Origin of the sequence: Rhizobium sp. 268, assembly GCF_036571585.1 — a bacterium.
GTDB lineage: Bacteria > Pseudomonadota > Alphaproteobacteria > Rhizobiales > Rhizobiaceae > Rhizobium > Rhizobium redzepovicii.
Window position 1 is genome coordinate 14,226 of the sequence record NZ_JAPPSO010000024.1, and the last position, 24,650, is coordinate 38,875.

At 60.7% G+C, this 24,650-nt stretch carries 25 protein-coding genes and 1 pseudogene; 22 read left to right on the top strand and 4 right to left on the bottom strand.

Annotated elements, in window-relative coordinates; all coding sequences use genetic code 11:
* The first annotated feature begins 6 nt into the window (after positions 1-6).
* The 6 genes from OS035_RS30300 (at position 7) to OS035_RS30325 (ending at position 4,299) form a co-directional block, all read left to right on the top strand.
* Complete coding sequence (locus OS035_RS30300; RefSeq protein ID WP_331814674.1) at positions 7-1,056, top strand: DUF7146 domain-containing protein; 1,050 nt, start codon at positions 7-9, stop codon at positions 1,054-1,056.
* Positions 1,057-1,436: 380 nt separating this feature from the next.
* Positions 1,437-2,378: a DUF2493 domain-containing protein gene (locus tag OS035_RS30305; RefSeq protein WP_331814677.1), complete on the top strand. Its 942-nt coding sequence runs from the start codon at positions 1,437-1,439 to the stop codon at positions 2,376-2,378.
* Positions 2,379-2,451: 73 nt separating this feature from the next.
* Complete coding sequence (locus OS035_RS30310; RefSeq protein WP_033182464.1) at positions 2,452-2,712, top strand: type II toxin-antitoxin system prevent-host-death family antitoxin; 261 nt, start codon at positions 2,452-2,454, stop codon at positions 2,710-2,712.
* Positions 2,702-3,121 carry a hypothetical protein gene (locus OS035_RS30315; protein WP_033182418.1) on the top strand — a complete coding sequence of 140 codons (420 nt, stop codon included), beginning with the start codon at positions 2,702-2,704 and terminating at the stop codon, positions 3,119-3,121. The genes OS035_RS30310 and OS035_RS30315 overlap by 11 nt, the downstream gene beginning before the upstream one ends.
* Before the next feature lie 464 nt (positions 3,122-3,585).
* Entirely contained in the window at positions 3,586-3,909 is a 324-nt protein-coding gene (locus OS035_RS30320) for a DUF736 domain-containing protein (protein WP_331814680.1), read from the top strand.
* Between the two features lie 57 nt (positions 3,910-3,966).
* On the top strand, positions 3,967-4,299 hold the full coding sequence (locus OS035_RS30325; RefSeq protein WP_033182416.1) for a hypothetical protein: 333 nt from the start codon (positions 3,967-3,969) through the stop codon (positions 4,297-4,299).
* Positions 4,300-4,362: 63 nt separating this feature from the next.
* Here OS035_RS30325 and OS035_RS30330 read toward each other — a convergent pair whose 3' ends face one another.
* The gene (locus tag OS035_RS30330) at positions 4,363-4,641 is read right to left on the bottom strand and encodes an HU family DNA-binding protein (protein WP_011654510.1); all 279 of its coding nucleotides are present in this window, start codon (positions 4,639-4,641) and stop codon (positions 4,363-4,365) included.
* 415 nt (positions 4,642-5,056) lie between these two features.
* Between OS035_RS30330 and OS035_RS30335 the strand changes: the two genes are divergently transcribed.
* Positions 5,057-5,224: a hypothetical protein gene (locus tag OS035_RS30335; protein ID WP_165402123.1), complete on the top strand. Its 168-nt coding sequence runs from the start codon at positions 5,057-5,059 to the stop codon at positions 5,222-5,224.
* Between the two features lie 198 nt (positions 5,225-5,422).
* Here OS035_RS30335 and OS035_RS30340 read toward each other — a convergent pair whose 3' ends face one another.
* Positions 5,423-5,698 carry a WGR domain-containing protein gene (locus tag OS035_RS30340; RefSeq protein WP_033182415.1) on the bottom strand — a complete coding sequence of 92 codons (276 nt, stop codon included), beginning with the start codon at positions 5,696-5,698 and terminating at the stop codon, positions 5,423-5,425.
* 506 nt (positions 5,699-6,204) lie between these two features.
* Here OS035_RS30340 and OS035_RS30345 point away from each other — a divergent pair.
* Entirely contained in the window at positions 6,205-6,690 is a 486-nt protein-coding gene (locus OS035_RS30345) for a hypothetical protein (RefSeq protein WP_064682855.1), read from the top strand.
* A gap of 1,069 nt (positions 6,691-7,759) precedes the next feature.
* Here the strand turns inward: OS035_RS30345 and OS035_RS30350 are convergent.
* Positions 7,760-7,873, bottom strand: a pseudogene (locus tag OS035_RS30350) (LysR family transcriptional regulator); the annotation flags it as partial.
* A gap of 98 nt (positions 7,874-7,971) precedes the next feature.
* Positions 7,972-8,154 carry a hypothetical protein gene (locus tag OS035_RS30355; protein WP_029875109.1) on the bottom strand — a complete coding sequence of 61 codons (183 nt, stop codon included), beginning with the start codon at positions 8,152-8,154 and terminating at the stop codon, positions 7,972-7,974.
* A gap of 668 nt (positions 8,155-8,822) precedes the next feature.
* On the opposite strand from OS035_RS30355, the gene OS035_RS30360 reads away from it, so the two are divergent.
* The 14 genes from OS035_RS30360 (at position 8,823) to OS035_RS30425 (ending at position 24,648) form a co-directional block, all read left to right on the top strand.
* Positions 8,823-9,317, top strand: coding sequence for a hypothetical protein (locus tag OS035_RS30360; RefSeq protein ID WP_245304491.1), 495 nt, complete (start codon positions 8,823-8,825; stop codon positions 9,315-9,317).
* 679 nt (positions 9,318-9,996) lie between these two features.
* Entirely contained in the window at positions 9,997-11,073 is a 1,077-nt protein-coding gene (locus OS035_RS30365) for a lytic transglycosylase domain-containing protein (RefSeq protein WP_331814713.1), read from the top strand.
* Positions 11,073-11,432, top strand: coding sequence for a TrbC/VirB2 family protein (locus OS035_RS30370; RefSeq protein ID WP_033182410.1), 360 nt, complete (start codon positions 11,073-11,075; stop codon positions 11,430-11,432). The genes OS035_RS30365 and OS035_RS30370 overlap by 1 nt, the downstream gene beginning before the upstream one ends.
* Before the next feature lie 2 nt (positions 11,433-11,434).
* Positions 11,435-11,761: a VirB3 family type IV secretion system protein gene (locus OS035_RS30375; protein WP_026154667.1), complete on the top strand. Its 327-nt coding sequence runs from the start codon at positions 11,435-11,437 to the stop codon at positions 11,759-11,761.
* A gap of 3 nt (positions 11,762-11,764) precedes the next feature.
* The gene (locus OS035_RS30380; protein ID WP_331814723.1) at positions 11,765-14,284 is read left to right on the top strand and encodes a VirB4 family type IV secretion/conjugal transfer ATPase; all 2,520 of its coding nucleotides are present in this window, start codon (positions 11,765-11,767) and stop codon (positions 14,282-14,284) included.
* Entirely contained in the window at positions 14,262-15,437 is a 1,176-nt protein-coding gene (locus tag OS035_RS30385) for a lytic transglycosylase domain-containing protein (RefSeq protein WP_331814726.1), read from the top strand. The genes OS035_RS30380 and OS035_RS30385 overlap by 23 nt, the downstream gene beginning before the upstream one ends.
* A 22-nt stretch (positions 15,438-15,459) precedes the next feature.
* Positions 15,460-16,251, top strand: coding sequence for a conjugal transfer protein (locus OS035_RS30390; protein ID WP_331814729.1), 792 nt, complete (start codon positions 15,460-15,462; stop codon positions 16,249-16,251).
* 208 nt (positions 16,252-16,459) lie between these two features.
* Positions 16,460-17,533, top strand: a complete 1,074-nt coding sequence (locus OS035_RS30395) for a type IV secretion system protein (protein WP_331814732.1) — start codon at positions 16,460-16,462, stop codon at positions 17,531-17,533.
* A 28-nt stretch (positions 17,534-17,561) separates the two neighbouring features.
* Entirely contained in the window at positions 17,562-18,296 is a 735-nt protein-coding gene (locus OS035_RS30400; protein ID WP_331814735.1) for a virB8 family protein, read from the top strand.
* Positions 18,297-18,304: 8 nt separating this feature from the next.
* Positions 18,305-19,123: a TrbG/VirB9 family P-type conjugative transfer protein gene (locus OS035_RS30405; protein ID WP_331814738.1), complete on the top strand. Its 819-nt coding sequence runs from the start codon at positions 18,305-18,307 to the stop codon at positions 19,121-19,123.
* Positions 19,124-19,132: 9 nt separating this feature from the next.
* Positions 19,133-20,467: a type IV secretion system protein VirB10 gene (gene virB10 / locus OS035_RS30410; RefSeq protein ID WP_331814741.1), complete on the top strand. Its 1,335-nt coding sequence runs from the start codon at positions 19,133-19,135 to the stop codon at positions 20,465-20,467.
* Positions 20,464-21,513 (top strand): P-type DNA transfer ATPase VirB11, encoded by a 1,050-nt coding sequence (virB11, locus tag OS035_RS30415; RefSeq protein WP_331814744.1) that lies wholly within the window; start codon positions 20,464-20,466, stop codon positions 21,511-21,513. The genes virB10 and virB11 overlap by 4 nt, the downstream gene beginning before the upstream one ends.
* A complete protein-coding gene (locus OS035_RS30420; RefSeq protein ID WP_331814747.1) occupies positions 21,482-24,190 on the top strand; it encodes a type IV secretory system conjugative DNA transfer family protein in 2,709 nt (902 codons plus the stop codon). Before virB11 ends, OS035_RS30420 begins: the two co-directional genes overlap by 32 nt.
* 83 nt (positions 24,191-24,273) lie before the next feature.
* Positions 24,274-24,648 (top strand): hypothetical protein, encoded by a 375-nt coding sequence (locus OS035_RS30425; protein ID WP_331814750.1) that lies wholly within the window; start codon positions 24,274-24,276, stop codon positions 24,646-24,648.
* The last annotated feature ends 2 nt before the right edge of the window (positions 24,649-24,650 follow it).

The window sequence follows — 24,650 nt, forward strand, 5'->3', positions numbered from 1 at the left end:
TCTGCCATGCTTTCCGCTTCCGATCTGGCGGGCCGTCTCGCGCAAAACGCGGAGGCGGTCTGCCGCCACTATCTTTCCGCGGGCCGCCGGGCCGGTAATTACTGGCTCGTCGGCGATGTCGACAACAACAAGGGCCGGTCGCTCTACGTGCATCTGGTCGGTCCGCGCGCCGGCAGGTGGACGGATGCCGCGACCGGTCAGTTCGGTGACCTGCTCGATCTCCTCCGCGAGACCTGTGGCCTCGTGGACTTCCGTGACGTTGCCGAGGAGGCGCGTCATTTTCTCAGTCTGCCCCAACCCGAACCGGTGTCAGACGTCAGGGGCGACGTCGGTGATGCCTCTCCGGTCGAGCGGCCGGCGACGGAGCAGGCACGACGGCTGTTTCGAATGACGCAGCCGTTGGCGGGTACGCTCGCCGATATCTATCTGCGCGAGCGTGGCATCTTGCGGGCGTCGACCCACGCGGTCCTGCGCTTCCACCCGTCATGCTACTATCGCAATTTCATGACTGGCCGGACGACGAGCTATCCGGCCCTGATCGCAGCCGTCACCGACGACGCCGGAGTGATCACCGGCGTGCACCGCACCTATTTGTCCCCGGGGCTCGACCCGAACGGAGTCGGCAAGGCCAAGCTGGACGATCCCCGCCGCGCGCTCGGCGGACTGCTCGGTAATGGCGTCCGTTTCCGCTTTCCGGTCAACGCGTCCGCGCCTGTCCTGGTGGCAGGTGAGGGCCTCGAAACCATGCTGTCCCTCTCACACGTGATGCCCGGCATGCCGATGGTTGCGGCCCTGACTGCTAATCACCTCGCGACTTTCAACGTCCCGCCCGAATGCCGGCGCCTCTACATCGCCGCCGACGCGGATGCGGCCGGCCGGCATGGGATCGAGGGATTGAGCCGCAGGGCGCAGGATCGAGGCATCCTGCCGTTGGTGCTGTCGCCGGAACTCGGCGACTTCAACGAGGATCTGCGCTGGCTGGGTCCGGACCAGATGACCGCAAGTCTGCGGCTTCAACTCACTCCGGAAGATGCGGTGACCTTCCTGCCCCGATGAGCCTTGCCGGAAGGCGCAGGAGAGCGGGACGCAGGCGGCGTGGGCGAGAGGACGGTCCGTGGTGCGGGCTCCTCGTGTGGATTCGCGCCCGCGGGCCTGCCGAGAGGCGACCCTTACCACGCGGGCCTCCGGGCCTTCAGCGGGTCGGTCGGGTTTCTTCCCCTGCCGGGCCATTTCCGCGCATCGGCTCCCCCGAAAACCGGTTCCCACTTTTCGGCCGAATGCGATGGCCCGTCATTCCTCGCGGATCAAGAAACCCTTCCTCCGCCGCCCGGCGCTTCGCTGGGCCGCTGCGCTTCGCTCGCGGTTCCGGCCTCGGCCCGCGTGACCGGGTTCGCCGTCAGGCCGCGAGAGGCGCGGCCCACGAAACGGAGACCACTATGGACCTGATCCTTCCCCCCGACGACGGCTTCGAGCCCCATCACGCGTCCTCTCCGACCGACCGCTTCATCTACGAGATGCAGGTCTTCGGCTATCGCCCCTTCCAGGACGAGCCCGACCCACGGCCATTGCCGGAGGAACCGCAGGTCCAGTCATCGATCACCGCGATCTTCGACGCCTTCGCCGAGATGCTCGGCGACACCCGGCTGGAGCCCGATCTCGAAGACCTGTTCTGGTCGGTCCCCAATCTCTTCCATCGCGCCGGCGAGCGCATCCAGCGCGAACTCGACCGCAACGAGGAAGCGCAGCGCACCGGCCAGCGCGAGCAGGACGGCTCGGAGGTGAAAAGTGTCGAGCTCGAACGCCTGGTCGCCGAGGGCATCACGCTCTTGGAACGCAGGAATAGCTTCGAGTTCATGCGCGACTATGCCGCCGAGCTGTTCGAGGCGCAGACCGGATCCTCCTGGCGACCGCGCACCGGATCCAAGGTAAATCATGCGAACATGACGGCGGCGATGATCGACAGCCGTGACTTCCTCTCGGCCAGACGCCGCGCCGAGACCGAGGTGCTAATCCCGGCCGGCACCAAGATCGCTTTCGCCGGTGGCATGGACTATAACGATCATGAGCGGATCTGGGCCAAGCTCGATCAGGCGCATGCGAAGTATCCTGACATGGTATTGCTGCACGGTGGCGCGCCGAAGGGTGCAGAACGTATCGCCGCCTGCTGGGCTGAAGCCCGCCGGGTGACGCAGATCACCTTCAAGCCCAACTGGACGAAGCATGCCAAGGCAGCACCCTTCCGCCGCAATGACGATATGCTGTCGGTCATACCCGCCGGATTGATCGTCTTTCCCGGAAACGGCATCACAGGCAATCTCGCCGACAAGACACGCCGGCTCGGTATTCCGGTCTGGCAGGCATCAGGAGACGGCGCGTGAGCGCCGGTTTCCTGAATATATGGAAAACATGGAGAAGATGGATTATATGGAAACTGAAGTGGACACGATAGCGATGAAGCAATTCACGACAGGTGACTTGAATAAACAAATCGGCGATATCACCGACGCGGCGAGCCGCGAGCCGGTGATGCTCACCCGGCACAAGAAGCCGCGTTTCGTGCTGATGAGCTACGAGCACTATGAGCGCATGCGCACCGGCGGCGATCCGCGCCGGGCCTATCATATCTCGGAGATGCCCGCCGAGCATGCAGAACTGTTCGACGAGGCGCTCGATAAGTTGGCGCGCGGCGAAGGCTACGACGATGAGCCGTGAATTCCGCCCCGGCGAGGTCATCTCCTATCCGTACCTACGGGCCTGGCAGCAGCAGCGCGGGGAAACCGAGGGCCGTAAGCAGCGCCCCGTCTGCGTCGTGATCGCCATCCGCAATGCCGCCGACGGAAACACGCACCTTGCCCTTCTCGCCATCACCACCCAACCGCCGCAGACGGGCCGGATCGCTCTGGAGATCCCGGAGATCGAGCGCAAGCGTGCGGGCTTAAGCGATCTGAAGCAGTGCTGGATCATGGTCGACGAATACAACTACGATATCGTCGAGCGCTCCTGGTACATTGAGCCCGATCAGGACATCCTCGGCCGCTTCAGCAAACCCTTCATGGTGAAGATCGCCAGACTGTTTGCCGAGGCGCGCGGCCGAACCGGCCGGGTCAACCGCCTCGACTGAGACTTCCCGCATCCCCGCCGCCCTCCGAAGCGACATCCCTTGAAATCACCTCCGTCAAGCGGTCCGGCTCCGCAGAACTGCAGTTGCGACAGGAGAGGCGGATAATTCGAGTGTCGCGCCGACCGAAGCCGCTCTGATGACGAGGATGGGATCAGAACGGTGCCAATCTCTCGCGATGTGCCCGACTGGTTGACGGCCAGGGTCCATTGATCCGAACACCACGACGCATGTCACGAGCGCGGCACTCCGCGCGGCAGCAAACGGCCGCCACGGCGAGGTCTCCTGACGACGTCGCAATCAAGGACCATTCCCGTTCTTTATGTCGCCTTTCTAAGGGACCGGCCGCGATCAGCGTCAACCCCGCAAGGGGGTTTCCCTTCGCTACGCTGCGGTGACGCCTGCGGCGCGGCCCCTTCTTCGGGCGCCATCGGGAATGGTCCCGATGCAACGAAGGAGACAATCCCATGGCTACCACGATCGCAACCCTCACCGAAAAGACCGACGGCACTCTCGAAGGCGTCTTCGCCACCATCCGGGTCAATGCCCCGATCGCCCTCATCCCGAACGTCAACAAGGCGAGCGAAGAAGCCCCGGACTACCGCATCATCCACCGCAAGACCGGCTTTGAGATCGGCGCGGCCTGGAACCGCATCTCCCGCCAGACCGGCGAGGAATACATCTCTACGAAGCTCGAAGCGCCCGAGATCGGCGTGATCTTCGGCAACGTCGCCCCGGCGCCCGGCGGCGAGCCCGGGAAGAAGGTCATCCTCTGGAACAGCCCTGCCTGAACCGGACCGCCGGCCCCGCAATCGGGGTCGGCTCCCCCCAATTGAAAGGAGGCCGCCATGAGCCGCTACACAATTACCGTCACCAGAACCGCATCCCGCCACTCGGACCCTGATGCCGTTATCGGCTACGACCGCCCGCTTCAGACGTTCTTCCTCCAGGCATTTCCGGACGCAGGTGCCGAGGATCTTGGACTCTGGCTTGGCACTGACCTCAGGGAGTTCGAAACACTGTCGCAACTGCGGTCCGCAGCAATCGCACGCGGTTTCGACTTCATACCCTTGGCATCGGGCATCCTTCACAAGCTGCTGGACGACCGTGCCCGCGAAGCGCATCACGCGGTCAGCGACACGATTATCCAGGATCTTCTCAACGGAACATCCGCTCGCTGACGCAAACGCAAAACGAAAATAGCCCGGCACGGCGCCGGGCTATTTTTTGCTTGGCTGACAAGATTACTTGTTCAGCGCATCCTTCAATGCCTTCGCCGGCGTAAAGGCCAACTTTTTGGCCGCGGCAACCTTGATCGTCGCGCCGGTCGACGGGTTGCGAGCCTCGCGCTCCGGTGTCGCCTTCACCTTGAACTTCCCGAAGCCGGGGAGGGACGTCTCGTTGCCGGCAACGGCTGCCTCGGTGATCGATGCAATCACTGCTTCGACGATCGCCTTTCCCTGGGCCTTCGTGAGGCTGTGTTCGCCGGCGATCTTGTCGGCGATTTCATTGGTCGTAGTCATTTTCCTCTCCGCATCAATGTTAATGCGAGAATCCCTGACAGGGGATCCAAGCGCTGTCATCGACGCACCGCACCAACTTCAGCGATTTGCCCGTTTTTCCACAACTACGAAGGGCCTTTGGGGCATCGCCGTAGGTCTGCATGGTGGATCCGCAAGCGGGCATCGAGCCCGCTCGCGGATCTCTGGTGCCATACGGAGAGGGAATGTCTGCTCAGTCCGGCCGAGTATGCCATGGCGGCATGAAGGCCTCAAGGACGAGCGGTTCCCCCAAATTTCAGGCCCGGTCCTGCGGCCCGAACCAGAAATTCGGCTCCCCCACTCGCCGGCTCCGCCGGTCGCTACCGCGATCCTTGACCCCTCCATCCCGCCATGACCGCGGGCGTCGTCTTTCACAAACGTCAAGGAGACGATGACAATGACAAACGAACTGGATCGGACCATCGTGGAACTGCAGGCCGAGTTGCGGAACGCGCACCCGGACGAACGTCGCCAGATCGAGGCGGAACTCGACCTGGCACTGGCCGAGCGCGAGGTTCTGGTGGCAGAACAGGAAGGGCGCCTCAGTGCCGAGCCACCCTTTTGAGGGTGGCTTTCGCCATGTCACCTGGACCGACGCGCCGGATCGACCGGCGCTTCAGGCGCGCTTCGCTCGCCGCCGGTATGTGTCAGAACCTGCGGAGGTTCTTGCGGGAAGGGCGGAAGCGGTGGGATACCCCCACTCCTGTTTCGCTCCCATGCCATCGACATCAGGATGGCATCTGCCTCCGCGGCACTCCCTTCGCTATCGATCACCCGATGCATCTTCCCGGATATGCGGTTTCGGCCTGTATCCGCGCGACCGCCTCTTTCGCAAAAGCTGAAGGAACAGCCTGACCGCCTCTTCCTCCCGCGCGAAATGATGCTCCCGCCTTTGACCTCTTGCGCCGATACGACCCCATCGACGGATGAGACAGGCCTCGCCGAACAGGTTGGGCTCGATCGACATGGCATAGTAGCGGGCCATGTTTTTCGAAGCGTCGGTGCGTTCGACATAGAGCTGGTAGCGTTGCGCAATCATGGCACGGAGAATCGAGCAAGGCGGTCTCGGCGTCCAACGACATATTTGAATCGGTCGGTATCAATTGATTCATGCTGATGATGGCTTGTCGGCGGATGATCCGGGCGAGCCGCCTGCGGCGGACGGTGCTATTCGCCGTCGCTCACGGAGCCCGCAAAACGGTCTCCGCCCATTCGGGTCACGCCCCTCTCGCGGTTGTCGCATCGGCGGCGGGAATGTTTCACGACTACGGCCGATGATAAGGCTGCATGGCCGGCTGGACGCCGGATACGGACACGGCGCCTGGCGGCGCCGTGGTCTATCTCTCTCTGACGTCCCATTGTGCACCCGCCGCTCCGGCGTCAAGCACTGCGCGGCCCCTCCAATTTTCAGTCGCCGTCCCTTCGGGCCATCACCAGAAAATCGGTTCCTCCGCTTGCCGCCGCTGGCGGTCGCGTCCGCGATCCCTGACCCCTCGCGGCTACGGTGCGGCCTCCTTTCGTCAGAGACGGAAAGGAGACACTACAATGTCCAATGACTGGTACTACGTCCATCAGCTCGCAGTGCTTGCGGGCTTCAGGCTCACCGTCCTCGCAAATCGCTTGGGTTGCGAAGATGAATTCCTATTGGAACTGCATGACAAGCTCAGCGAGGGACTGGCATGTGCAATTGCGCGGGTGCAATCCATCACGGCACTGGAGCGCCAGCTTGCCAACGAGCCGGACGAGGGAGGCCTCGCCGCTTTCCAGCTTCACGGCGAAGAGGAATGGCTTGCCCGTTTCCGGATCACGCTGCTTGATCATCTCGAAATCGACGTCGACACTCACGAGTACCGTGTGAACGGCGGCGACTGGCACTATGCGCTCGCGGCCGATTGCGACGGCATCGAGATCAGTTATCCGAGCCTTGTCGCCCTCACCGACGCCGAGTTGGGCACGCTCGCCCCGATCATGCGCGCCATCCGCAGCGAGGCGGGCATTGGTATCAGCATCGCCCGTGTCATCTACGGTTGATGCGCCGGCGAGGGGCGGCTACGGCCGTCTCTCGCCTTTTCTGCTGGCTTGACCGCTCGCGGGCGTCGAGCCTGCGCGCGGTCTTGAGGGGAGAGACTTGCCGCCTCTCCCCTCAACTCCTCTCTCCCTGTGGTGCGGGTTGAGACCCGCCCGGCCTGTCGGGCCGGTAGGCGGACGCTGCCGCGACTTCCCCAAACAAGACGGAGAGGACGAGTACCTTGCGCTGCGCCCTCCTGCTTCGGGCATCCGCTCCAGGTGCGCGTCCACTCCTGCGGTGCGCTCGCCGTCTCATCGTTCGCATGTCGTCGAGGCCGTTCCCTCCGGTCACGGTCCTCTCGACTGCTTACGACGACGGCTTGCTTCAGCATCTCTCAAGAAATCTGTCCGGCCCACTGTGCTGTTCCTCCGGCGCGGATCACAGGCAATGAGCCCGTGATCGCTGTTGCTTTGTCTGGCGACTCGCAACAGCATCGGCGCCTCGGGCACGGTGGGCCAGACAGATTTCTTGAGAGATGGCAGGATAGGCTAACGGTATACCATTAGCCGTTTTCGCCCGAGGGGGGATTGCCGAGAGGCGTGATCAGTGCCGGAATCTGTCACCGCTTATTCGCAGGCGTAGGGTCTGCCCGGACATGGACTTGGTCCTGGTAGAGTTCGTTCGGCGGCAGAAAGAGGCACCTCCTCACGGCGCCACCTTGAATCGTTAGTCGGTGAATCGGCGGGCGGGCAATTCCCCCGTTTCGCCAATCGGTAGAAGAGAGATCCGGCGTTCTCGCGTTTCGGCGGTTGGGCTGGTCGGTGGAGCAGCGAATAGGTTCGTCCGCGATTGTGCGGCTGGGATAATGGGCGATGGGGTGCTTCGCCAACTCCGCGCATCGGCGAACCGGCGATCGCGTTTATTACTCATCGACGATTTCGGCGAATAGGTGGTTGAGCAAAGCGGCGTTTTGCGGATTGCGCGTATGAGCCGGTAGGTGATTTCGCGAATCCGCGGTTCGGCGATTGCGCTGATGAGCGATCTTGCGAATGATGTCTCGGCTACTTTTAGCGGGGAGGCTCTTACCTGCCATTTGCCAACGTAAGCCGCCAGTTCATCGGGCATTTCGTTGGGAACCGTCTGCTTGAGAAATTGCAGGAAAGCTGCCAGGCGTGCGCTGAGCAGACGTCGCGACGGATAGATCGCCGACAGTGCGAACTCAGATCATCAGCAGGTGCGGGTTCAAGACGTCGTTTGTGCGTGGCTGCGGGTGAGGCAAACGACCTTACGGCGAGCCTCGGTCTTCAACACGAGTCTTTCAGATGGTATGCCGCCCGATCAGAGGAGTCCCTGTCCGAGCGATGGAGGTTGATGATCCGAGCGGCATCTTTGAGGCTTATCCCGTGCTTCTTGGCGAAGTAGTCGACGTCATACGGATCGGAAATCTTCTTGCGTGTCTCCTGCTCGATTTGTTGACGTCGCTGCATAGAATCTCCTGAAATGATTGAGGGAAGGGTTCATGCAACGATGGCTGCTTCGTCGTTGTTTGACGATAGTGAATGCTATTCAGCAATCATCTTGGAGGCAGTTCCTGGCTGGCTGTGGCAGCGAAGACTCTGCCGCGTCAGCGGGAGGGACCGCTTCATCGGGTTTTGGTGCTTCCATTGATGTGGGCGGCGCCCCTTGCTCAATATAAACCTCATGCGTCGGATGTTGCGGCAGGTCGTCTCCGCAGCATTTGAAGCCCTCAGGCGGCCTCATCTGGTTGATAAAATATTACACTGGAGTATAAGTATAGCTCGCTGCGCGAGGGGTAAGGTCGGAGATCAGAACACCACCTGCGCGCCCTCTACGCTGTTAACAACCGGGTCTGCATCTGACACACAATCGATCCCTACTGACGAAGGAATGGTACAAAGTTCCGATATCCATCGATTGCCCGGGCTGCGGCGCACAGACCCGGTCCGCCGGCATTGTCGTCGGACCATCGAGCCTCGTCAACGCTGCCGACAGCTCTGAGAACGATGTTCTGAAGCGGCCATGGACACCGCTTGATGCCTTCGCATTCGTCGAGTCGCTCGGTGGTCGAACGAAGAATGTCGAGCAGTTCATTGTCAACCGCTTTCACAACGCGTTCGAATTCAGGAACGATCACTTGCTGGCGATCTGCCAGCACTGCGGGGAGAGTCTTTCACCTGCCGCTACCCGCTCTGTCGCCATGAACGGCTTTGTCCGCCTTGGGCAGAGACGTCTGCTGGTCAACGAACGGATGCTGCTCTTCGCATCGCACGTTGTGTTGACGGAATTCCATGGCGGCACGTCAATCGAGGAAAGCGGCCTACTGCATCCAGATTACGCGCTCATGCTGATCTGCGATGCGGAAAGTACAGGCGGCGAAACCGGTACCGTCGAACTGTGGCACAGCATCGCGCGTAATGACTACGCCATCACTGTGAAAGGTCACGAAGGTCGGGAGATTTGCCGTGACACCCTCCATGATGACCTCGCCGTCGTAGTGGCCACTGTTTCCAATCTCGGACTGGTCCTGACGCAGCTCCACCTGGCACAGCCATCATCACCCTACTGCCGGCTTGCCCGTGATCTCTTCCTCGAAACCCTTGCCCATGCCGGATATCGGCAGGAAAATTAGAAAGCAACACGATGCGGATTTCCAAAACGCGATCGGGATCTTTGGCTATATTGATCCTGTTGTCCGGATGTGGCGACCTGACACACCCAACGCGACCGCTGCCCCCAGTCCCATTTGCTTACCTCAGCCTCACCGCTTGCAGAGCCTATGCCAGCAATATCGTCGAGTGCCAGCTTGAGTATGGTACACGGTTTGGACGCCAACGCCTCGGTCCTGTCCAGCAGACGGGTCTTAATATCAGTGGCGGTGACAGCCGCTATCAGGTCGCGTCCTGCTATCCGGTCTCGAGGATCCAGAGGGAATTGCCCAATTTCGTCTGCCGAATCTATGAGCCTCGATCAGGAACGGATGTCAGTCCGGTGTTGATCAAAGGAGGCACTGCGGTGCGCTTAGCGCGTGTTCTGGGCGATCGCGAACAGATCCAATATCGCTGGATGCCAGATAAATGGTCGCGGCTAGACGACTGAATTTGCTCAGGAAAAGAGCGCCCCGCCATCGCTATCGCTGCCGATAATTATACCGGAGTGAAATTTTAAGCTTGATTTCCGTAACGGAATGCAGTTCAAAATCTTATACCACAGTATAATTATGAACTGGTTCGGCCATGGAACGAATCCCACTTCCGCCTGTGAAAACACCGCAAAAGGCATGGTCGCGAAGCACGCTGTGGGTTGCTGGAATGTCGACAATTCTGCTCACCGGTTTCGCTTCCAACTCCGGCGACAGCGATCTGCCCTTCTATCCAGGAACGCCTGCTCACGCTGTTGGGCCTGGCGGTATCACGACTGAGAAGGTGGGGAGAGTGGCAGCCCGGTTGAACCCAATCGCCGGGTCAAGTCTGGCCGCTGCAGCCAAGCAGCCGCCACAGCCGACAATCGATTGGGTCAGCTTCAGCCAGCGCTTTGACGCGCCGAACGATGAACGTCCGATTGGTGCCAGTGCTCTCCCATTGGAAAAGGTTGAAGAGTTTGATAACCGGCGTGCGGGTTTACCAGGAGAAGCGGCTGATACTGCGAATGCACGGCGCGATCGCACCGTGCATTCGCCAATCGGCGTCTTCTCTTTCGACCAGAGGCCAGCCACACCGGTCATTGATCCGGCGGCCGAACCAAACTTGGATGCCAAACAGTCGTTGGCGCCGCCTCGAGCTGATCTGCTTTCCGGCATTCCCGAAGAATATGCAAAACTGGCAGTGACGATCGCCGCTGCGGAAGAGGTTGACCCGAACTGGGTGCTCTCGATCATGCGGGCCGAAAATGCGAGCTACGATCCACGCCTCGTCAGTCCTGCCGGTGCCGTCGGTTTGATGCAGGTGATGCCGCGGATCGGCGCAGCCTTTGGTGCGAATGATCTCACCGATCCCGAACAGAATATCCGCGCCGGCACTCGATTCCTCCGTGTTCTCATCGACAAGTATCGCAATCCTGTGCTTGTCGCCTCTGCTTATAATGCCGGTGAGCCTCGTGTCGATCTTCGCCACTCCTTGCCGCAGATCCGGGAAACCGCGGACTATGTCACGCGTGTCGTCGGGTTCTACGTTGGCGCGGTGGCGACCGCTACGGGCATGCATGGCGGCCTGTTAGTTCCGTCGGAGTCCGGCTCGAAGCGCCGGGCAGGAACTGCCGACCGCGCGAAGTCGCCGATGCTTGTTTTTTCTGTTGCAGATCCGCTCACAGCGGCGAACCGCTCCCCCCAGGAAGACGGACCGACCCACGTTGGCGGTCCGGTTAAAATCGTCAAGGAAGAGGTGCATTGATGAATGTAATCGCAATGGCAGTCCTTTATGCCGGCGTCGCCTGGCGTTCGAGGGCAAAGCGCAAGTGGCTCGGCAATGCCGCGATGGTGTTGGCGACCACCCTGATCCTGCTTGTCAGCCAGTTCGAACCAGCGGCGGCGCAGAACCTTGATGCGCTGCAAAATGCCGCTGACCGGCTGGTGCAGTTCTTTACCGGCCCCTTCGGCCGCTCGGTCGGAGCGATCGCCTTCATCGGCATGTTTCTGGCCGCAGCCTTCGGATACTGGTCCTGGGGCGCCCTGCTTCGGGTCGGGGGAAGCCTTGCCGGCATGTTTGCTGCCGCCGAACTGGTCGACTTCCTCGCTGGCAGTGGGTCGTAATCATGGCGGCATTCAGCGGCAACACCGACGGCGGGGACGACTACATCGAATGCCATCCGGTCATCCTCGCTCTGACACGGCCGCCGACGGTCATGGGGATCCCTTACACATACTTTCTGGCGGAATGCTTCATCTCGCTGATGGTGTTCATGATCTTAGGCTCGATCCTTTGGTTCCCGGTCTCCTTCGTGATCCTTCACAGCATTCTCTATGTGCTGACGGTGAAGCTCGACCTGTGGTTTTTCGAGATCGTCGGACGCCTCAGCATGTGCGGCGTCAATCCTCTGGGTCGAAGGCTCGGCGGTGGCATCAGGACCTATGGGGCGTGATCGATGGGCACCATGGCGAGATCGTTGAAAGGGAGCTTGTCGAAAGGTTGGGAGATATTCGCCGACCGCAGCATATCGACACACGTCCCGTTCTATGTGCCGATCGAAAACGGCATTATCCGACTGAAGAACGACTGCCTGGTCTCCACAGTGCAATTGACCGGCTTTTCCTTCGAGACCGCCGATATCGAGACGATCAACATGCTGCAGCGGCAGCGGAACGCCGCTTTCCGCGCGATTTCGTCGATCGGCAATTTTGCTCTCTACACCCATGTCATCAGGCGCAAGGTAGCGCCGTCGCTGCCATCGGCGTTCGCCGATCCCTTCATGCGGCGTCTCGATGACGTCTATCAGTCGAGCATCTCCAGGAACGAGATGTTCGTCAACGACACCTATGTGTCCCTTGTTGTACGGCCCTTGTTCAAGAAGGGTTCGGCGCTCTCCCGTGTCATGGGCATCGGCGGCGATGTCGTGCGCAGGGAGCAGTTTCGTGCGATGCGCGACAAGCTTGTCGAAGCAACAAGGGCACTGGAAAAATCGCTTGCCGCCTACGGTCCGAAAGTCTTGCGAGACGTGCGGCGCGCCGAGGTCGATCTTCGCGACGGAAAGACGATCTACCGGACCATCTCCGACGACACGATGCTTGAGGAAGGCACGCGAACAATCTGGTTCTCGGAGCAATGCGAGTTCTTCTACACGCTGCTGAACGGCGGCCGTGTCCGGCCGATCCGTCTCGGCAACATACCGATCGACGAGATGCTGCCGGCGCGGCGCACGTCGATCGGCAACCGGATCATCCATCTCCAAGGCGAAACATCAGGCGATGATCGCTATGCCGCGATGGTATCGCTGAAGGAATATCCGCCCGAGACCGGCGCCGGCATGCTCGACTACATCCTCAAGCTGCCCTTCGAGATGGTGCTGACCCAGTCGATGTCGTTCATCGACGACATGGCTGCGCGCAGCCGCATCGAAAGGCTCGATCGGCAGATGTCGAAGGCCGACGAGGGCGGCTCCAGCGTGCAGGCCAATCTCGACATCGCCCGCGACGAGCTTGCGCGCAAACGCGTTGCCTTCACCGAGCATCACCTCACCATCATGCCGGTCGCAAGGACGACGGCTCAACTCGACGATGCGGTGGCGCTGATCGGAAACGAGCTTGGGGCGCTTGGCGCCTCCTATGTTCGCGAAGATCTGAACGCCGAGCCGGCTTACTGGGCGCAACTGCCTGGCAACCAGGCCTATATTGCGCGGCGCGCGCTCATCTCGACGCTCAATTGCGCGGGCTTGAGTAGTTTTCACGCCTATCCCTATGGCAAGCCGGACGGAAACCACTGGGGACCGGCGATCACCATTTTTGAGACGACCTCCGGCACGCCGTTCTTTTTCAACTTCCACCAGGGAGACGTCGGGCACACGACGGTGTTCGGACCGACGGGTTCAGGCAAGACCGTTATCATGGCTTTCTTGATTCTGCAGGCCTACCGCGTCAGCCCGCGACTGAAGACGATCGTCTTCGACAAGGATCGTGGTCTCGACATCATGGTTCGTGCGGCAGGCGGGCGATACATGACACTCGAACCCGGCGAACCGGCGGGCTGGAATCCCTTGCTTCTCGACGACACCGAGGAGAACCGCGTTTTCCTGTACCGGCTTTTGAGCTTCATGCTGAAGCCATCGAAGGAAGGCGAGAGCCTGACGCCACAGGAAGAAGCGATCATCCGTAGCGCGATCAAATCCGTCCTTAAGACGAAGGACAAGTCGTATCGTCGTCTATCCTCGCTGCGGGCGCTGCTCGCTGGAAGCGAGAGGACCGAAGGCAGTCTGATCGCACGACTCGACAAATGGATCGATCGCGGCCCCTATGCCTGGCTCTTCGACAATGCCGATGACAATTTGGATATTTCGAGGCCGATGATCGGCTTCGACATGACATCGATCCTCGACGATCCGACGGTGCGTACCGCGGCCCTCCTCTACATGTTCCATCGGTTGGACGAGGTTTATGACGGGAAGGCGCCGATCATCAACCTGATGGACGAAGCCTGGAAGCTGCTCGACGACGACGAGTTCAAGCGCACCATGAAGGACTACTTCAAGACCATCCGGAAACGGAACGGTCTGGTGATATTTGGCACGCAGTCGGCCGACGACGTCGTGCAGTCCAGCGTCAGCCGCACGATCATCGAGCAAACGTCGACCAACATCTTCTTTGCTAATCCGAAGGCCGACGAGCACTCCTACATGGAGCATTTCGGCCTCTCCAGAGCCGAATTCGAATGGGTCAAGAACGGTGATCCGAGCTCGCGCTTCATGCTGATCAAGCAGGCGAAGAACAGCGTGATCGCGCGTGTCGACATGTCCCACATGCCGGAGTTCATCAAGGTCTTGTCCGGCCGTGAGGAGACCGTTCGCGAGGTCGAGATGCTGCTCGACGAATACGGAGACGATCCGAAGAACTGGCTGTCAAAATTCTGCGACTGGGAGGGGGGAGCGGCCGATGAGCAACGCAAGGCTTCCTGAGTTGGCGACGGCCGGTGTGCTGGCGCTGGCGACAGTCATGACCCCAGCGCTGACCCGCGCTCAGGTTCCGGTCATCGACAACGCCCGCCAGAAGATCCAGCAGGCGACCTTGAACTGGTACCAGGGCTATCAGGCCGATACCCGGAAACTGAAAGGCGCCTCTGGCGGTACGACGGACAGCGTGGCGCCTGGCCAAGGCTCCGGCGCCCCAGCCGATTGCTCGGCAGAGGGCATGGCGGGTGAGGCCGCGCCGGCTGCACCATCGCAGCGAACGCCGAGCCAGCAGGAAGTCGCCCGCATGGTCGAGGACGAAGCGATCCGCCAGGGCGTCGACCCCAATTTCGCGCTCGCCATTGCCGAACAGGAATCGCGTTTCCGGCAATCGGCGCGCTCGGCGGTCGGTGCCACCGGCGTCATGCAGCTGATGCCGGGCACCGCAGCCCAGCTCGGCGTCAACCCCTATGACACCCAGGACAACATCCGCGGCGGCGTCAAATATATCAAACAGCTTCAGGGAATGTTCGGTAACCGCTACGACCTGATCGCCGCCGGCTACAATGCAGGTCCTTATCGTCAATCACTTCAGAACGGACAGATCCCCAACATTCCCGAGACGCAGGGCTACGTTCAAAAGGTCTCCGCCTATTACAGCCGCAACAAGGCGCAGAATGGCGATCGGACCCCGACAGCGGGCGAAAACACCGAGCCCGAAAGCGCGAGCTACGGGAACGGTTGCGGCGAGCAGCTGAAAAAGGCTGTCGACCGCAACACGCAAGCGCAGGCGGAGCGCGGGTCGGTCTGGAATGAGCTGCTTGGGAAATCGATTGAAGCGAACCAACAATATCTGCAGCGCCTTCAAGCCGGGTTGCAATCGTCGTCGGCCAACCTGCGCGGCTCCGGCGGCGGCAACTCCAAGGATTTCGACGGCTCGCTTGTCATGGCACAAATCCAGTGCCCATCGACCGTCGTCGACACCGGCAGCACGCGCTGCTTTGCGGTGCCATCGACCGCCACGACCGAGCAGATCCAGCGCTGGCTTGACGATCTTCAGGAACAGGTACGCGCCAGTGGCGACACCGCGACCTTCTCGGCGATGCAAGATCCCGTATTAGGCCTGGTGACCGTGGTCGATGCCAGACCGACAGCAAACTGAACGGACAGGAGAGGTTAGGCACATGAAGAGATTTGTCATCGCGGCAGCCCTTGGCATCGTCGCCGTCTCGCACGCTGACGCGCAGGTTCCCGTCAAGGATGCGGAGAACATTTCGCTTAGTGAGGACATCAAGCGACTGTCGTCTCAGATCCAGCAGGACACCTCGGTCGTCAAGGACAACACAACCAAGACCTTGCAGGCGATCACCGGCGATCGCAGTCAGGATGCCGGCCAATTTGCCAAACTTGCGACCGGCAATGGCTTCAGCATGGGACAGGCGCCGGATTTCGGATCGATCCTGTCGGGAAATCAGGCCGTGTTCGGCGGCATCAGCGGTCAGTTTCAGAACACGGCCGCCAAACTCATCAACGGCCTCAACCTGGTGAAGATGGTGGTCGATAGCGCCAAGGGTGGCGAGCTCTCAGGCGCCAACCAGGCCTATTCGCAAGGGGTCAATGCGCTGACGACGATGACGGCGCTGACGGATGCGATGAACAGCGCGACGAAGGATCGGCAGAATTCGTTCATGCAGGCAACCGAGAAGATCGGCACGGCACAGGACCTCAAGGGCGCGCTCGAACAAAACACCCAGATGGTGCTGCAGGGCAACCAGACCGCAAATGAAGCGGTTGGCTCGCTCAACAACCAGGTCATGCTTCTGAACCAACAGTATAAGGCAGCCCTCGCGACCTCCTCGCAGAACCTCAAGACCTTCGCACCGCTTCCCGACAGCGTGATGCGCGATGGGGGCGCGCAGCAACAGGGGGCCTCGGTTCGCGATCAGTTGAAGGCGTTCGAGGAGCAGGAGCAGTGAGGCTGGCCCTGATCCTGGCATTTTGTTGCGCGGCTCTCAGTGGCTGCGGCGGCAAATACGAACAGTTGGCGAAATGCTCGGCCGACGAAAACCCCGTGCCGGCGCCCGGCTACGATAGTGCCCCGCAGCCAGCGCCGCCGGAACAGGCGCTGGCGAGAGTGGTCAAAGACGATTGCGGCCCGATGCGGCCTGTCAATTAGGATGCGAAATGGATCCAGTCAGCTACGCGATCAATTTCTATGGCGACGCGCTCAGATATTTCGACAAAATCAACGAAGCCTCGCTTGAACGTGCCTGGGGGCTGTTTGCCCAACACAGCAATCTTGTCTCCGGCATCCTCGCGATTTTCCTGATCCTCTATTTCCTTTGGGGTGCCCTCGGACTGTCGAGTGTCTCCCTGCAGGACATGGCGGTGACGGCCTTTAAGATTGCGCTCGCCTATGCGCTGATCATGTCCTGGGCCACTTTCTACGACAATATCGGCCAGTTCGTATTGTCCTCACCACAGGATCTCGGCTCAGCTATTTCCTCGGCAATGGGCGGGCAGTCGGCCGGGTCCGATCTTGCCAGCCAAGTCGCCTCGATGGCGCGCAAGGTCTACGACTTCGCCATGCAGCTCTTCAACTCCTACGAGTCAGGATGGCTGCCCAATGTCACTGGCGCTGTGGTCGTGTTCATCGTGCTGGTGTTCGGGCTGCTGCCGATGCTGCTCATCCTCACCGGCGTAACCCTGTTTGCCAAGATGATCACCGCCGTCATGCTGGCGATCGGCCCGATCGCCATCCTCTGCTACTTCTTCGGAATCACACGGTTTGTCTTTGACGCGTGGGTGAGGGGCATCGCCTACGGCATGTTCATGCTGCTGTTCACCTATATCATGGCCGGTCTTTCGTTCGGCTTTCTGATCGGCATGATGGACACCATCAACGGCGACATGGCAACCAAGGAAAACGCGCTCGCGATCGTGCTTGCCATGGTGCTCTACCTGGCGCTGATCTCCTATTTCATTTTTCAGGTGCCCGACTTCGCCAGAACCTTTTCCTACGGCACGGCGATATCGAGCGTGCCGGGCGGAGGCGGTGTGGATACCGGGTACAGCGCCGCGCGCAGAACACTCGCATCAAGCAATTCGAGGACGGGGCAGGCGGCGGCCGTCGCCCTTGGCATGCTGAGTGGTCCGAGAGGCGCCGTGACGGCGGCAGCACTTGCCGGCCGTGGCAGTGTGGCAGGCGTCGGGACGCTCGGCCGGATGCTGACCAATCGCCGTCGCAACAGCGAGTGAACGAGACACCGAAATTCGAGGGTAACACTTGGCATTGTTCAGAAGACGGATAACACCTGCGCCGACCGACCATGTACCCGGGCCGCAGGAAATCTATGATCGGCACCTGTCCTGGGGCGAGAAGAACCGCTCGCTTCGGACCTTGATCGGTCTCATCCTGCTTGCCTTCGCCGTAGCCGGCTGGGCTATCGCCGGGATACTTTCGTTTTCCGTGGCGCAACTGTTCCCGCTCGTCCGCACCGAGGTCGTGCCCCTGATCGTGGACAAGAATACCGGCTACATGGAGACCGTGACCACGCTCGACAAGGATCGGTCGAGCGTCGCGGAGATCCAGGCCGTTCGCGCCTCATTCGTCGGCAACTACGTCATCCGCCGCGAGACCTACGACCCCCGCTATCTCTCGGACAACTTCGACATGATCGCGCTCTGGTCGGAACCGAACTCGGACGCCTTCAAGGAGTATGAGGCGTGGATGAGCCCGAGCAATCCTCGAGGGCCGGTGAAGACACTGGGTGCCACCGGCGACATCCGCCCGGAAATCTTATCGGTCAATCCTCTCAATGCCTCGACCATGGCCGTCCGATTTGAGACACGGGAGCGCCAACGTGGTGGCGATGTCGTCAATCGCTGGTCTGCAACGGTGCGCTACCGGCAGATCAATCTTCCCGCCAGCAACCGGGTTCGGCTCTACAATCCGCTCGGCTTCGTCGTCACCGAATATGCAAGGGTTCCGGAAACCATGCCGTCGGGGCCTGCCCAATGATGAAACGGATGGCGGCGCTTTCATTCTTACTGCTGCTGGGAACCACGGCCGGGCATGCCGAACTGGTCGCCCGTCCAGGAAGGCTCGATCCTCGGGTGCGATCGCTTCCCTATTCGGCCGAGCAGGTGTTCCTGGTGACCGGCACCTACGGGATGGTGACAACGATCCTGTTCGGTTTGGATGAGGACATCACCCAGGTCGTTGCCGGCGACACCGTCTCATGGCAGATCCTGACCTCGGCCGACCGGCGTTCCCTGACCTTGAAGCCGATGGAAAAGGATGCAGCGACCAATCTCTCCGTCGTCACGACCAAACGGACCTATTCTTTCGATCTGCGGGTCAACGACAGCAAGGCGATCCAGAACCAGACCTTCAAGCTGCAGTTCACCTATCCCGAAGATGCCGGGCTGAAAGGGACGGCCGAGCTTTGGAAACGGGCGCAGGATGCTGCGCGCAATCCGAACCTTAAGAACATCCGTCGCGACAAGGTCAACTACGACTATGGCTTCAAGGGAAGCGATGCGGCAAAGCCGGTCTGGGTGTTTGACGACGGATTGAAGACCTTCATGAAGTTCACCGGCGACATTCCGGCGATCTTCGTCGTCGACCGGAAGCGGCGCGAGAGCCTCGTGAACTACCGCCGCGAGGCGGATTATATCGTCATCGACACCGTCTCGCGGCAGTGGTCGCTGCGCTATGGCACCGAAGACGAGACCTGCCTGTTCAATCTGCGCACTGTCCCCGCCGATATTCCAGCACCGATCGAAGGTGCGGTTGCGCCGAAACGCATTGGTGCCGGCGCTCCTCCGCAACAAGCTCAACATTAGGAAGGCGCCATGTCGGATCCAAACTATCATTCGCTCGACACCGACAGCGCAATCGGCGGTCCGGTCCGGCGGAGTGGCGTCGGTCTCATGCGGCCGATTGCGATTATCACGGCCATCGCCGGCGTGGGCATCGTCCTTTATTTTCTTCTTGCCGGTGGCGAGCAACAGCCGGCGATCGACACGACGCCGCGCGAGGAGTTTCGTCCGGTCCAGACACCGAGGAATGAAGGCTTTAGAACGCCGGCCCCGCCGCCGCTGCCGACGGTCGTCGTCCCGGAAGCGCCGCCGCCACCTCCGCCGCCGCCGCCAGCCCCTGTCGTTCCGGCGGCTGCTCCGGTTTTGCCACCAGCCGAGGTCGACTGCACGAGAGGCAAGAACCCGGACAATCCCCGCTGCATCGAGCTCGCGCGGCAAGCCAAGCTGCTGGAGCGTGTTCGCTCATCCTCCATGGTCTTCGATCAATCGGATCAGAGGAACGGCGCAGCGCAGGCTTCGACCGGCGCCACGGGTTCGGGACTGTTCGGCGCCGGCGATCCGTCCGCGGCGCAAGCTGTACCCCCCAATGGCGGCGGCGCGGTCGATAACGATCGTGCTTTCCTGAAGGCGATGGGCGGGCAGGGTGTGGACGTTTCAGTCGCAACCGAGAACCGCCGCACAGACGCCTGGATCCCGCAGGGCACGATGATCCGCGGCACGCTGGAGACGGCCATCAATTCAGACCTCGCCGGCATGGTGAAGGGGATCGTGCGCGACGATATCTATTCCTTCGACGGCCGTCGCATCCTCATACCCGCCGGGTCGTCCCTGATCGGCGATTATAAATCCGGCGTCGAGCGGGGGCAGGAGCGGATCCTGATCGTCTGGACACGGATGATCCGCGGAGACGGCGTCTCGGTGCAGCTCGGCTCCTATGGGACCGACCGGCTTGGGCGCTCGGGCATGACGGGTGTCGTCGACCGCAAGTACTGGGAACGGTTCGGGCCGCCGGCGATGATGACGCTGATTGGCGGCGCTGCCCAATACATTGCCCAGCTCGGCCAGAAACCGGATCGCAATATCACCGTAGTCAATTCGGACGGAACTGTGACCAGTGTCCCCCAGAACAATGGTGAAACATCGCAGGATCGCGCTCGCGAAATTGCCGCCGCGACCATTGCCTCCGGTATCCAGCAGTTGGCGTCAGAAGCCTTCCAGGACAGCCGCAACATCCGGCCGACGATCCATATCCCTCAGGGCTCCGACATCAACGTCTTCGTCACACGCGACCTCGACTTCGCCGAGCTTTATCCGGACCCGGTACGCGAAGAGTTTGAGAGGCTGCGCAGAAGGAAGCTTGGCAAATGAACGCGCGTCCGTCGATTTCTGCCGAACAACATTTTCTGTCCGAGGCGATCGAGCCGATCCGGCCGTTTCTCGACGATCCCGGTGTCATCGAGATCTCCTGCCAGCGCAGCAATGAGATCTGGCTCGAGCGTATCGGCCAACTCAGCATGGTGAGGCAGCAAGTCGACGGCCTCGACCAGGAATCGATCCGCCATATGGCGTCGCGCGCCGCCTCGTTCACCAAACAGACGGTCAACGCTGAACACCCGCTGCTATCGGCGACGCTCGTCAATGGTGAGCGCGTGCAGTTCGTGCTCAGCCCCACCTCGGCAACCGGGCACGCCTTCTCCATCCGCAAGCAGTTCATCCGCCGTTTCGATTTGAACGACTATGAGAAGGCTGGGGCGTTCCGCTTCACCAAGGTGACGGGAGACGACTATATTGACGATATCGATATCGAGCTGTCGCGGCTGCTGCGGGCCAGCAAGGTCCGCGCTTTCCTGGAGCTCGCGGCAATCAATCACCGCAGCATGCTGATTTCGGGCGGCACCTCCACCGGCAAGACCACGTTTTTAAATACGATGCTCACCGCCATTCCGAACCACGAGCGCTTCATCCTCATGCAGGACACTGCCGAGCTGGAGCCGCGGCAAGAGAATGTCGTGTCGCTGCTGGTCTCGAAGGGTGACCAGGGCGAGGCGAGGGTGACGATGGGTGATCTGCTGGCCACCGCGCTCCGTCTCAGACCGGATCGGATCTTCATGGGCGAGTTGCGCGGCGACGAGGCCTTCGATTTCCTCAATGCGATCAATACCGGGCATCCAGGTTCGATGTCGACCATCCATGCAAACTCACCGCACCACGCGTTCAACCGGCTGTCGACGCTGGTGCTCAACAGCAACGTGCGCATGGAGCGCGACGATATCATCCGATACATCCGCTCGATCATCCCGATCGTGGTCCAGTTGAAGAAGAGCGATGCCGCCGGCGGTCGAGGCGTCAGCGAGATCTACTTTGCCGATGAGGTGGACGAAAATGGCAAGCGTATCCACGCACACAGAGATTGACCGTCCGAAGTGGACGGACCTGCAGCGGGCATCGTTGTTCACTTTGCCAATCGCACTGCTTAGCGTCGTTCTCCTGTGGCTCGTTTTTTTCTCGCTGATCTACGACGCCTACATCACCTCGTTCGGCTCTTCGTCCTACTTCGACTATGTCGGGCAGGCGCGCCTGATCGACGCCGTTCGCTATACCTGGTCGATCATCCATGTCCGCAACACGGTCGGACTTTCGCTTCTAGCCTTCACCCTCGCCTTGCCATTCCTGTTTTTTCTGCTCTGCCTCTGGATGCTGAAAGGTGGCAGGGGGATGTCGCGCAAGATCCTCTATCTCCTGCACATCCGGTCGATGTTCAGCCTGATTGCGCACACGGCTCTCATCTTCGCCGCCGCCTATGCCGGCGTCATCGTCTATGGCGTGGCCTTTTATCTCGTTGCCACCAAGGCCGGTGAGCATGCCGAAATTGCCAGCTACTATGGCAATCATCTGGCCGCGATGTATCAGGCGCCGTTCGGCGCGACGGATGCGGCCGGTGTCTATCAAAAGCCCTCCCGGCAGACGGTGATTGCCGCGCTCGCCGGGCTCGCTGCCGCCGGTGCCATCGTCGGATTTCCGATCGGCGCGGCGATCCAGAAACGTCAGCGGATGATCATGGGCAGAGCGCGGCTCGCGACTTTGAAGGACGCCGCCGACTTTCGGCTGCGCGACAAGCGCGGCATCGTTCTTGGGCTGAAACAGGGTTTGCTTTTGCGCAATGACGGCGACCAGCATGTGATGGTCATCGGTTCACCGGGGCAGGGCAAATCGCGGGGCTTCGTCATTCCGACCATGATGAGCTTCAAAGGATCGCAGCTTGTCCTCGACATGAGCGGCGAGCTCTTCGAGGAAACGTCCGGTTACCTGAAAGACAAAGGGTACGAGATTTTTTTGCTGGCACCCGGCTCGAAATTCACCGATGGCTACAATCCCCTCGACCTGATCAGTGACGAGCCCAACCAACGGATCACCGACCTGCAGAAGCTGGCGCAGATGCTATTACCGGAGCGACTGCGATCGGATTCCTCCGACTTCTGGGAGGAAAGCGCCAGGATCCTGTTGACGGCGATGCTGGGTTTTGTGCTCGAATGCCCCGACACCCGCAAGTCGCTCAGCGAGCTCTATCGCATCCTCAACTCGATGTCGGACGAGCGCAAGGCGATCATCCAGTTATTGGAAAACTATGAGCCGGTTCTCTCCGACCAGACTCGCATGCAACTGACCAAATTCGCCGGCCGGCATGAAAAGCTCGGGGAGGGGATCGCGGCTGAGATCGTCGCGAAGCTCAACTTTCTGCAGAACCCGTTGGTCGAAGCGTTGACCTCGATCACCACGATCCCGATCGAAACCGTCAGAAAGCGTAAGCTCGTCATCTACATCCAGGCTGACTGGAACGCCATGCAGATCTATGAGCGACTGATTTCGATGTTCATCCAGCAGATGGCCGACAAGCTCGTGCAAATGGGTCCCTTGCGCAACGGTGAGCACGAAGTCCTGATGATGCTCGACGAGTTTGGCAATGGCGGCCGGATCGATACGGTCCTGACGCTCGCTCCGCTGATCCGCAAGCATGGCGTGCGTTTCGTCTTCATCCTTCAGGATGGTGCCCAGCTTGAACGGCTGTATCAGCGCTCCGGCCAGAAGATCCTGATGGGCGCCTCGACGATCAAGCTGTTCATGAATTTTCAGAACCAGGAAGATGCGACCGCTGTCTCGATGGCTGCTGGCAAAACGACGGAGTGGGTGGAACAATCGTCGTATTCTCATCGTCACGGTCGAAGGCAGCGGTCGATATCGAAGGTGCCTGTCTCTGTCGATCTCCTTCCCGTCAATACGCTGATGATGATGAAGCCGGAAGAGGCGATCCTGCAGGTCACCGGCATGCCGCTGATGCGCATTATGAAGCTCGACTCTGGCGGTGAGCGGATGTTCTCGAAAGTGCGAAAGTTCAAGCTGGTGAAAAGACCTTGCATGGAGCCGATTGAATGGACAATCGCCGACAGCAGGTCCGCTGCGGCGGCCCCGCCCGCGACGAGCGCTCATATCCATATTGGGCGCTTCGTCGTCAAGGATGGTATCCGCCAAGTCTACATCTCCTCGCTCGACGAGCTGCGCCATCGCCTGGATCTCGACGAGACGCGCGAGGCCGGTGTGACGGAGGAAAAGCAGAAGCAGCCGGGAGGCAAGCGAAAGGGTGACCCGGTGAGCGGAAAACGGAAGCGCGGCATGCCCAAAACGTCTGGTGCCGCTGGCGAGCGTGACATCGATCTCGATATCGATGAGGAGAAGCTCAGCCGCAATGTCTATTCGGGCTCACCGGCACATCGGAGCATGCGACCCAAACAGGCCAATGGTCCATCGGATCAAATCGATCGTCGGCAGGTGGCGCCAGTTCTTCAGCGGCAGGAGGTTAGAGACGCATTTGGAGCGGATCTTAACGCGCTGAACGAGGTGATCTTCCAGCAAGCCGAAGAGAACGCGCTTGAGCCGGTCGAGCTCAACGCGGATGTCGAGCTCCTGATCGAGAGCCTTTCGGAACGGCTCACCGAGGAAAGTTCACGAGCCTATCTGCGCCAGTTCGCCAACCTGGCCCGAGATCCGCTGAGCGAGGATCGGGAGCAATCTGAGACCGAGGCGCACGCTGATTAGCAAAAGCGTCTGTCGATCACCGACCATTCACTACGGCGCGAGAGCAAGCGAGATCGCGCACCGTCTGCCAGGAGAGCAATACCATGGGTGAGATCAGACATCTCTCAAGCACAGAATTTTCAAAGGGTCGCCATCTCGAACGAATTGTCGCTGCGGCCCGAGCTGACGCCGGCTTTTGGCTGATGGTGAAGGAGCGCGAGATGGAGAGGCAAGCGATCAGAGCTGAAGTTGGCCGGGAGGGCGGTGGTGAGAATGCGGTCGACCGGTCGGCGCCGGCGAAGCTCACGCCGACGATCACGGAACTGGTTGACGACCTCGTGTCGCGCATGTTCGGGATTTGCCCACCCGAAATGCTGATGACCGTCCAACAGGCGCTCCTCGATGCCGCGAAAGGTGAGCTTAGGGCTGTTCAAGCGACCATTCATTCAAAATCCGCAGAAAATGACGACCGCAATTGACC

Excerpts from the sequence above, each read along its gene's own strand:
- OS035_RS30300 (WP_331814674.1), top strand. The coding sequence starts at position 7 with ATGCTTTCCGCTTCCGATCTGGCGGGCCGTCTCGCGCAAAACGCGGAG.
- OS035_RS30305 (WP_331814677.1), top strand. The coding sequence starts at position 1,437 with ATGGACCTGATCCTTCCCCCCGACGACGGCTTCGAGCCCCATCACGCG.
- OS035_RS30310 (WP_033182464.1), top strand. The coding sequence starts at position 2,452 with ATGAAGCAATTCACGACAGGTGACTTGAATAAACAAATCGGCGATATC.
- OS035_RS30315 (WP_033182418.1), top strand. The coding sequence starts at position 2,702 with ATGAGCCGTGAATTCCGCCCCGGCGAGGTCATCTCCTATCCGTACCTA.
- OS035_RS30320 (WP_331814680.1), top strand. The coding sequence starts at position 3,586 with ATGGCTACCACGATCGCAACCCTCACCGAAAAGACCGACGGCACTCTC.
- OS035_RS30325 (WP_033182416.1), top strand. The coding sequence starts at position 3,967 with ATGAGCCGCTACACAATTACCGTCACCAGAACCGCATCCCGCCACTCG.
- OS035_RS30330 (WP_011654510.1), bottom strand. The coding sequence starts at position 4,641 with ATGACTACGACCAATGAAATCGCCGACAAGATCGCCGGCGAACACAGC.
- OS035_RS30335 (WP_165402123.1), top strand. The coding sequence starts at position 5,057 with ATGACAAACGAACTGGATCGGACCATCGTGGAACTGCAGGCCGAGTTG.
- OS035_RS30340 (WP_033182415.1), bottom strand. The coding sequence starts at position 5,698 with ATGATTGCGCAACGCTACCAGCTCTATGTCGAACGCACCGACGCTTCG.
- OS035_RS30345 (WP_064682855.1), top strand. The coding sequence starts at position 6,205 with ATGTCCAATGACTGGTACTACGTCCATCAGCTCGCAGTGCTTGCGGGC.
- OS035_RS30355 (WP_029875109.1), bottom strand. The coding sequence starts at position 8,154 with ATGCAGCGACGTCAACAAATCGAGCAGGAGACACGCAAGAAGATTTCC.
- OS035_RS30365 (WP_331814713.1), top strand. The coding sequence starts at position 9,997 with ATGTCGACAATTCTGCTCACCGGTTTCGCTTCCAACTCCGGCGACAGC.
- OS035_RS30370 (WP_033182410.1), top strand. The coding sequence starts at position 11,073 with ATGAATGTAATCGCAATGGCAGTCCTTTATGCCGGCGTCGCCTGGCGT.
- OS035_RS30375 (WP_026154667.1), top strand. The coding sequence starts at position 11,435 with ATGGCGGCATTCAGCGGCAACACCGACGGCGGGGACGACTACATCGAA.
- OS035_RS30380 (WP_331814723.1), top strand. The coding sequence starts at position 11,765 with ATGGGCACCATGGCGAGATCGTTGAAAGGGAGCTTGTCGAAAGGTTGG.
- OS035_RS30385 (WP_331814726.1), top strand. The coding sequence starts at position 14,262 with ATGAGCAACGCAAGGCTTCCTGAGTTGGCGACGGCCGGTGTGCTGGCG.
- OS035_RS30390 (WP_331814729.1), top strand. The coding sequence starts at position 15,460 with ATGAAGAGATTTGTCATCGCGGCAGCCCTTGGCATCGTCGCCGTCTCG.
- OS035_RS30395 (WP_331814732.1), top strand. The coding sequence starts at position 16,460 with ATGGATCCAGTCAGCTACGCGATCAATTTCTATGGCGACGCGCTCAGA.
- OS035_RS30405 (WP_331814738.1), top strand. The coding sequence starts at position 18,305 with ATGGCGGCGCTTTCATTCTTACTGCTGCTGGGAACCACGGCCGGGCAT.
- virB10 (WP_331814741.1), top strand. The coding sequence starts at position 19,133 with ATGTCGGATCCAAACTATCATTCGCTCGACACCGACAGCGCAATCGGC.
- virB11 (WP_331814744.1), top strand. The coding sequence starts at position 20,464 with ATGAACGCGCGTCCGTCGATTTCTGCCGAACAACATTTTCTGTCCGAG.
- OS035_RS30420 (WP_331814747.1), top strand. The coding sequence starts at position 21,482 with ATGGCAAGCGTATCCACGCACACAGAGATTGACCGTCCGAAGTGGACG.
- OS035_RS30425 (WP_331814750.1), top strand. The coding sequence starts at position 24,274 with ATGGGTGAGATCAGACATCTCTCAAGCACAGAATTTTCAAAGGGTCGC.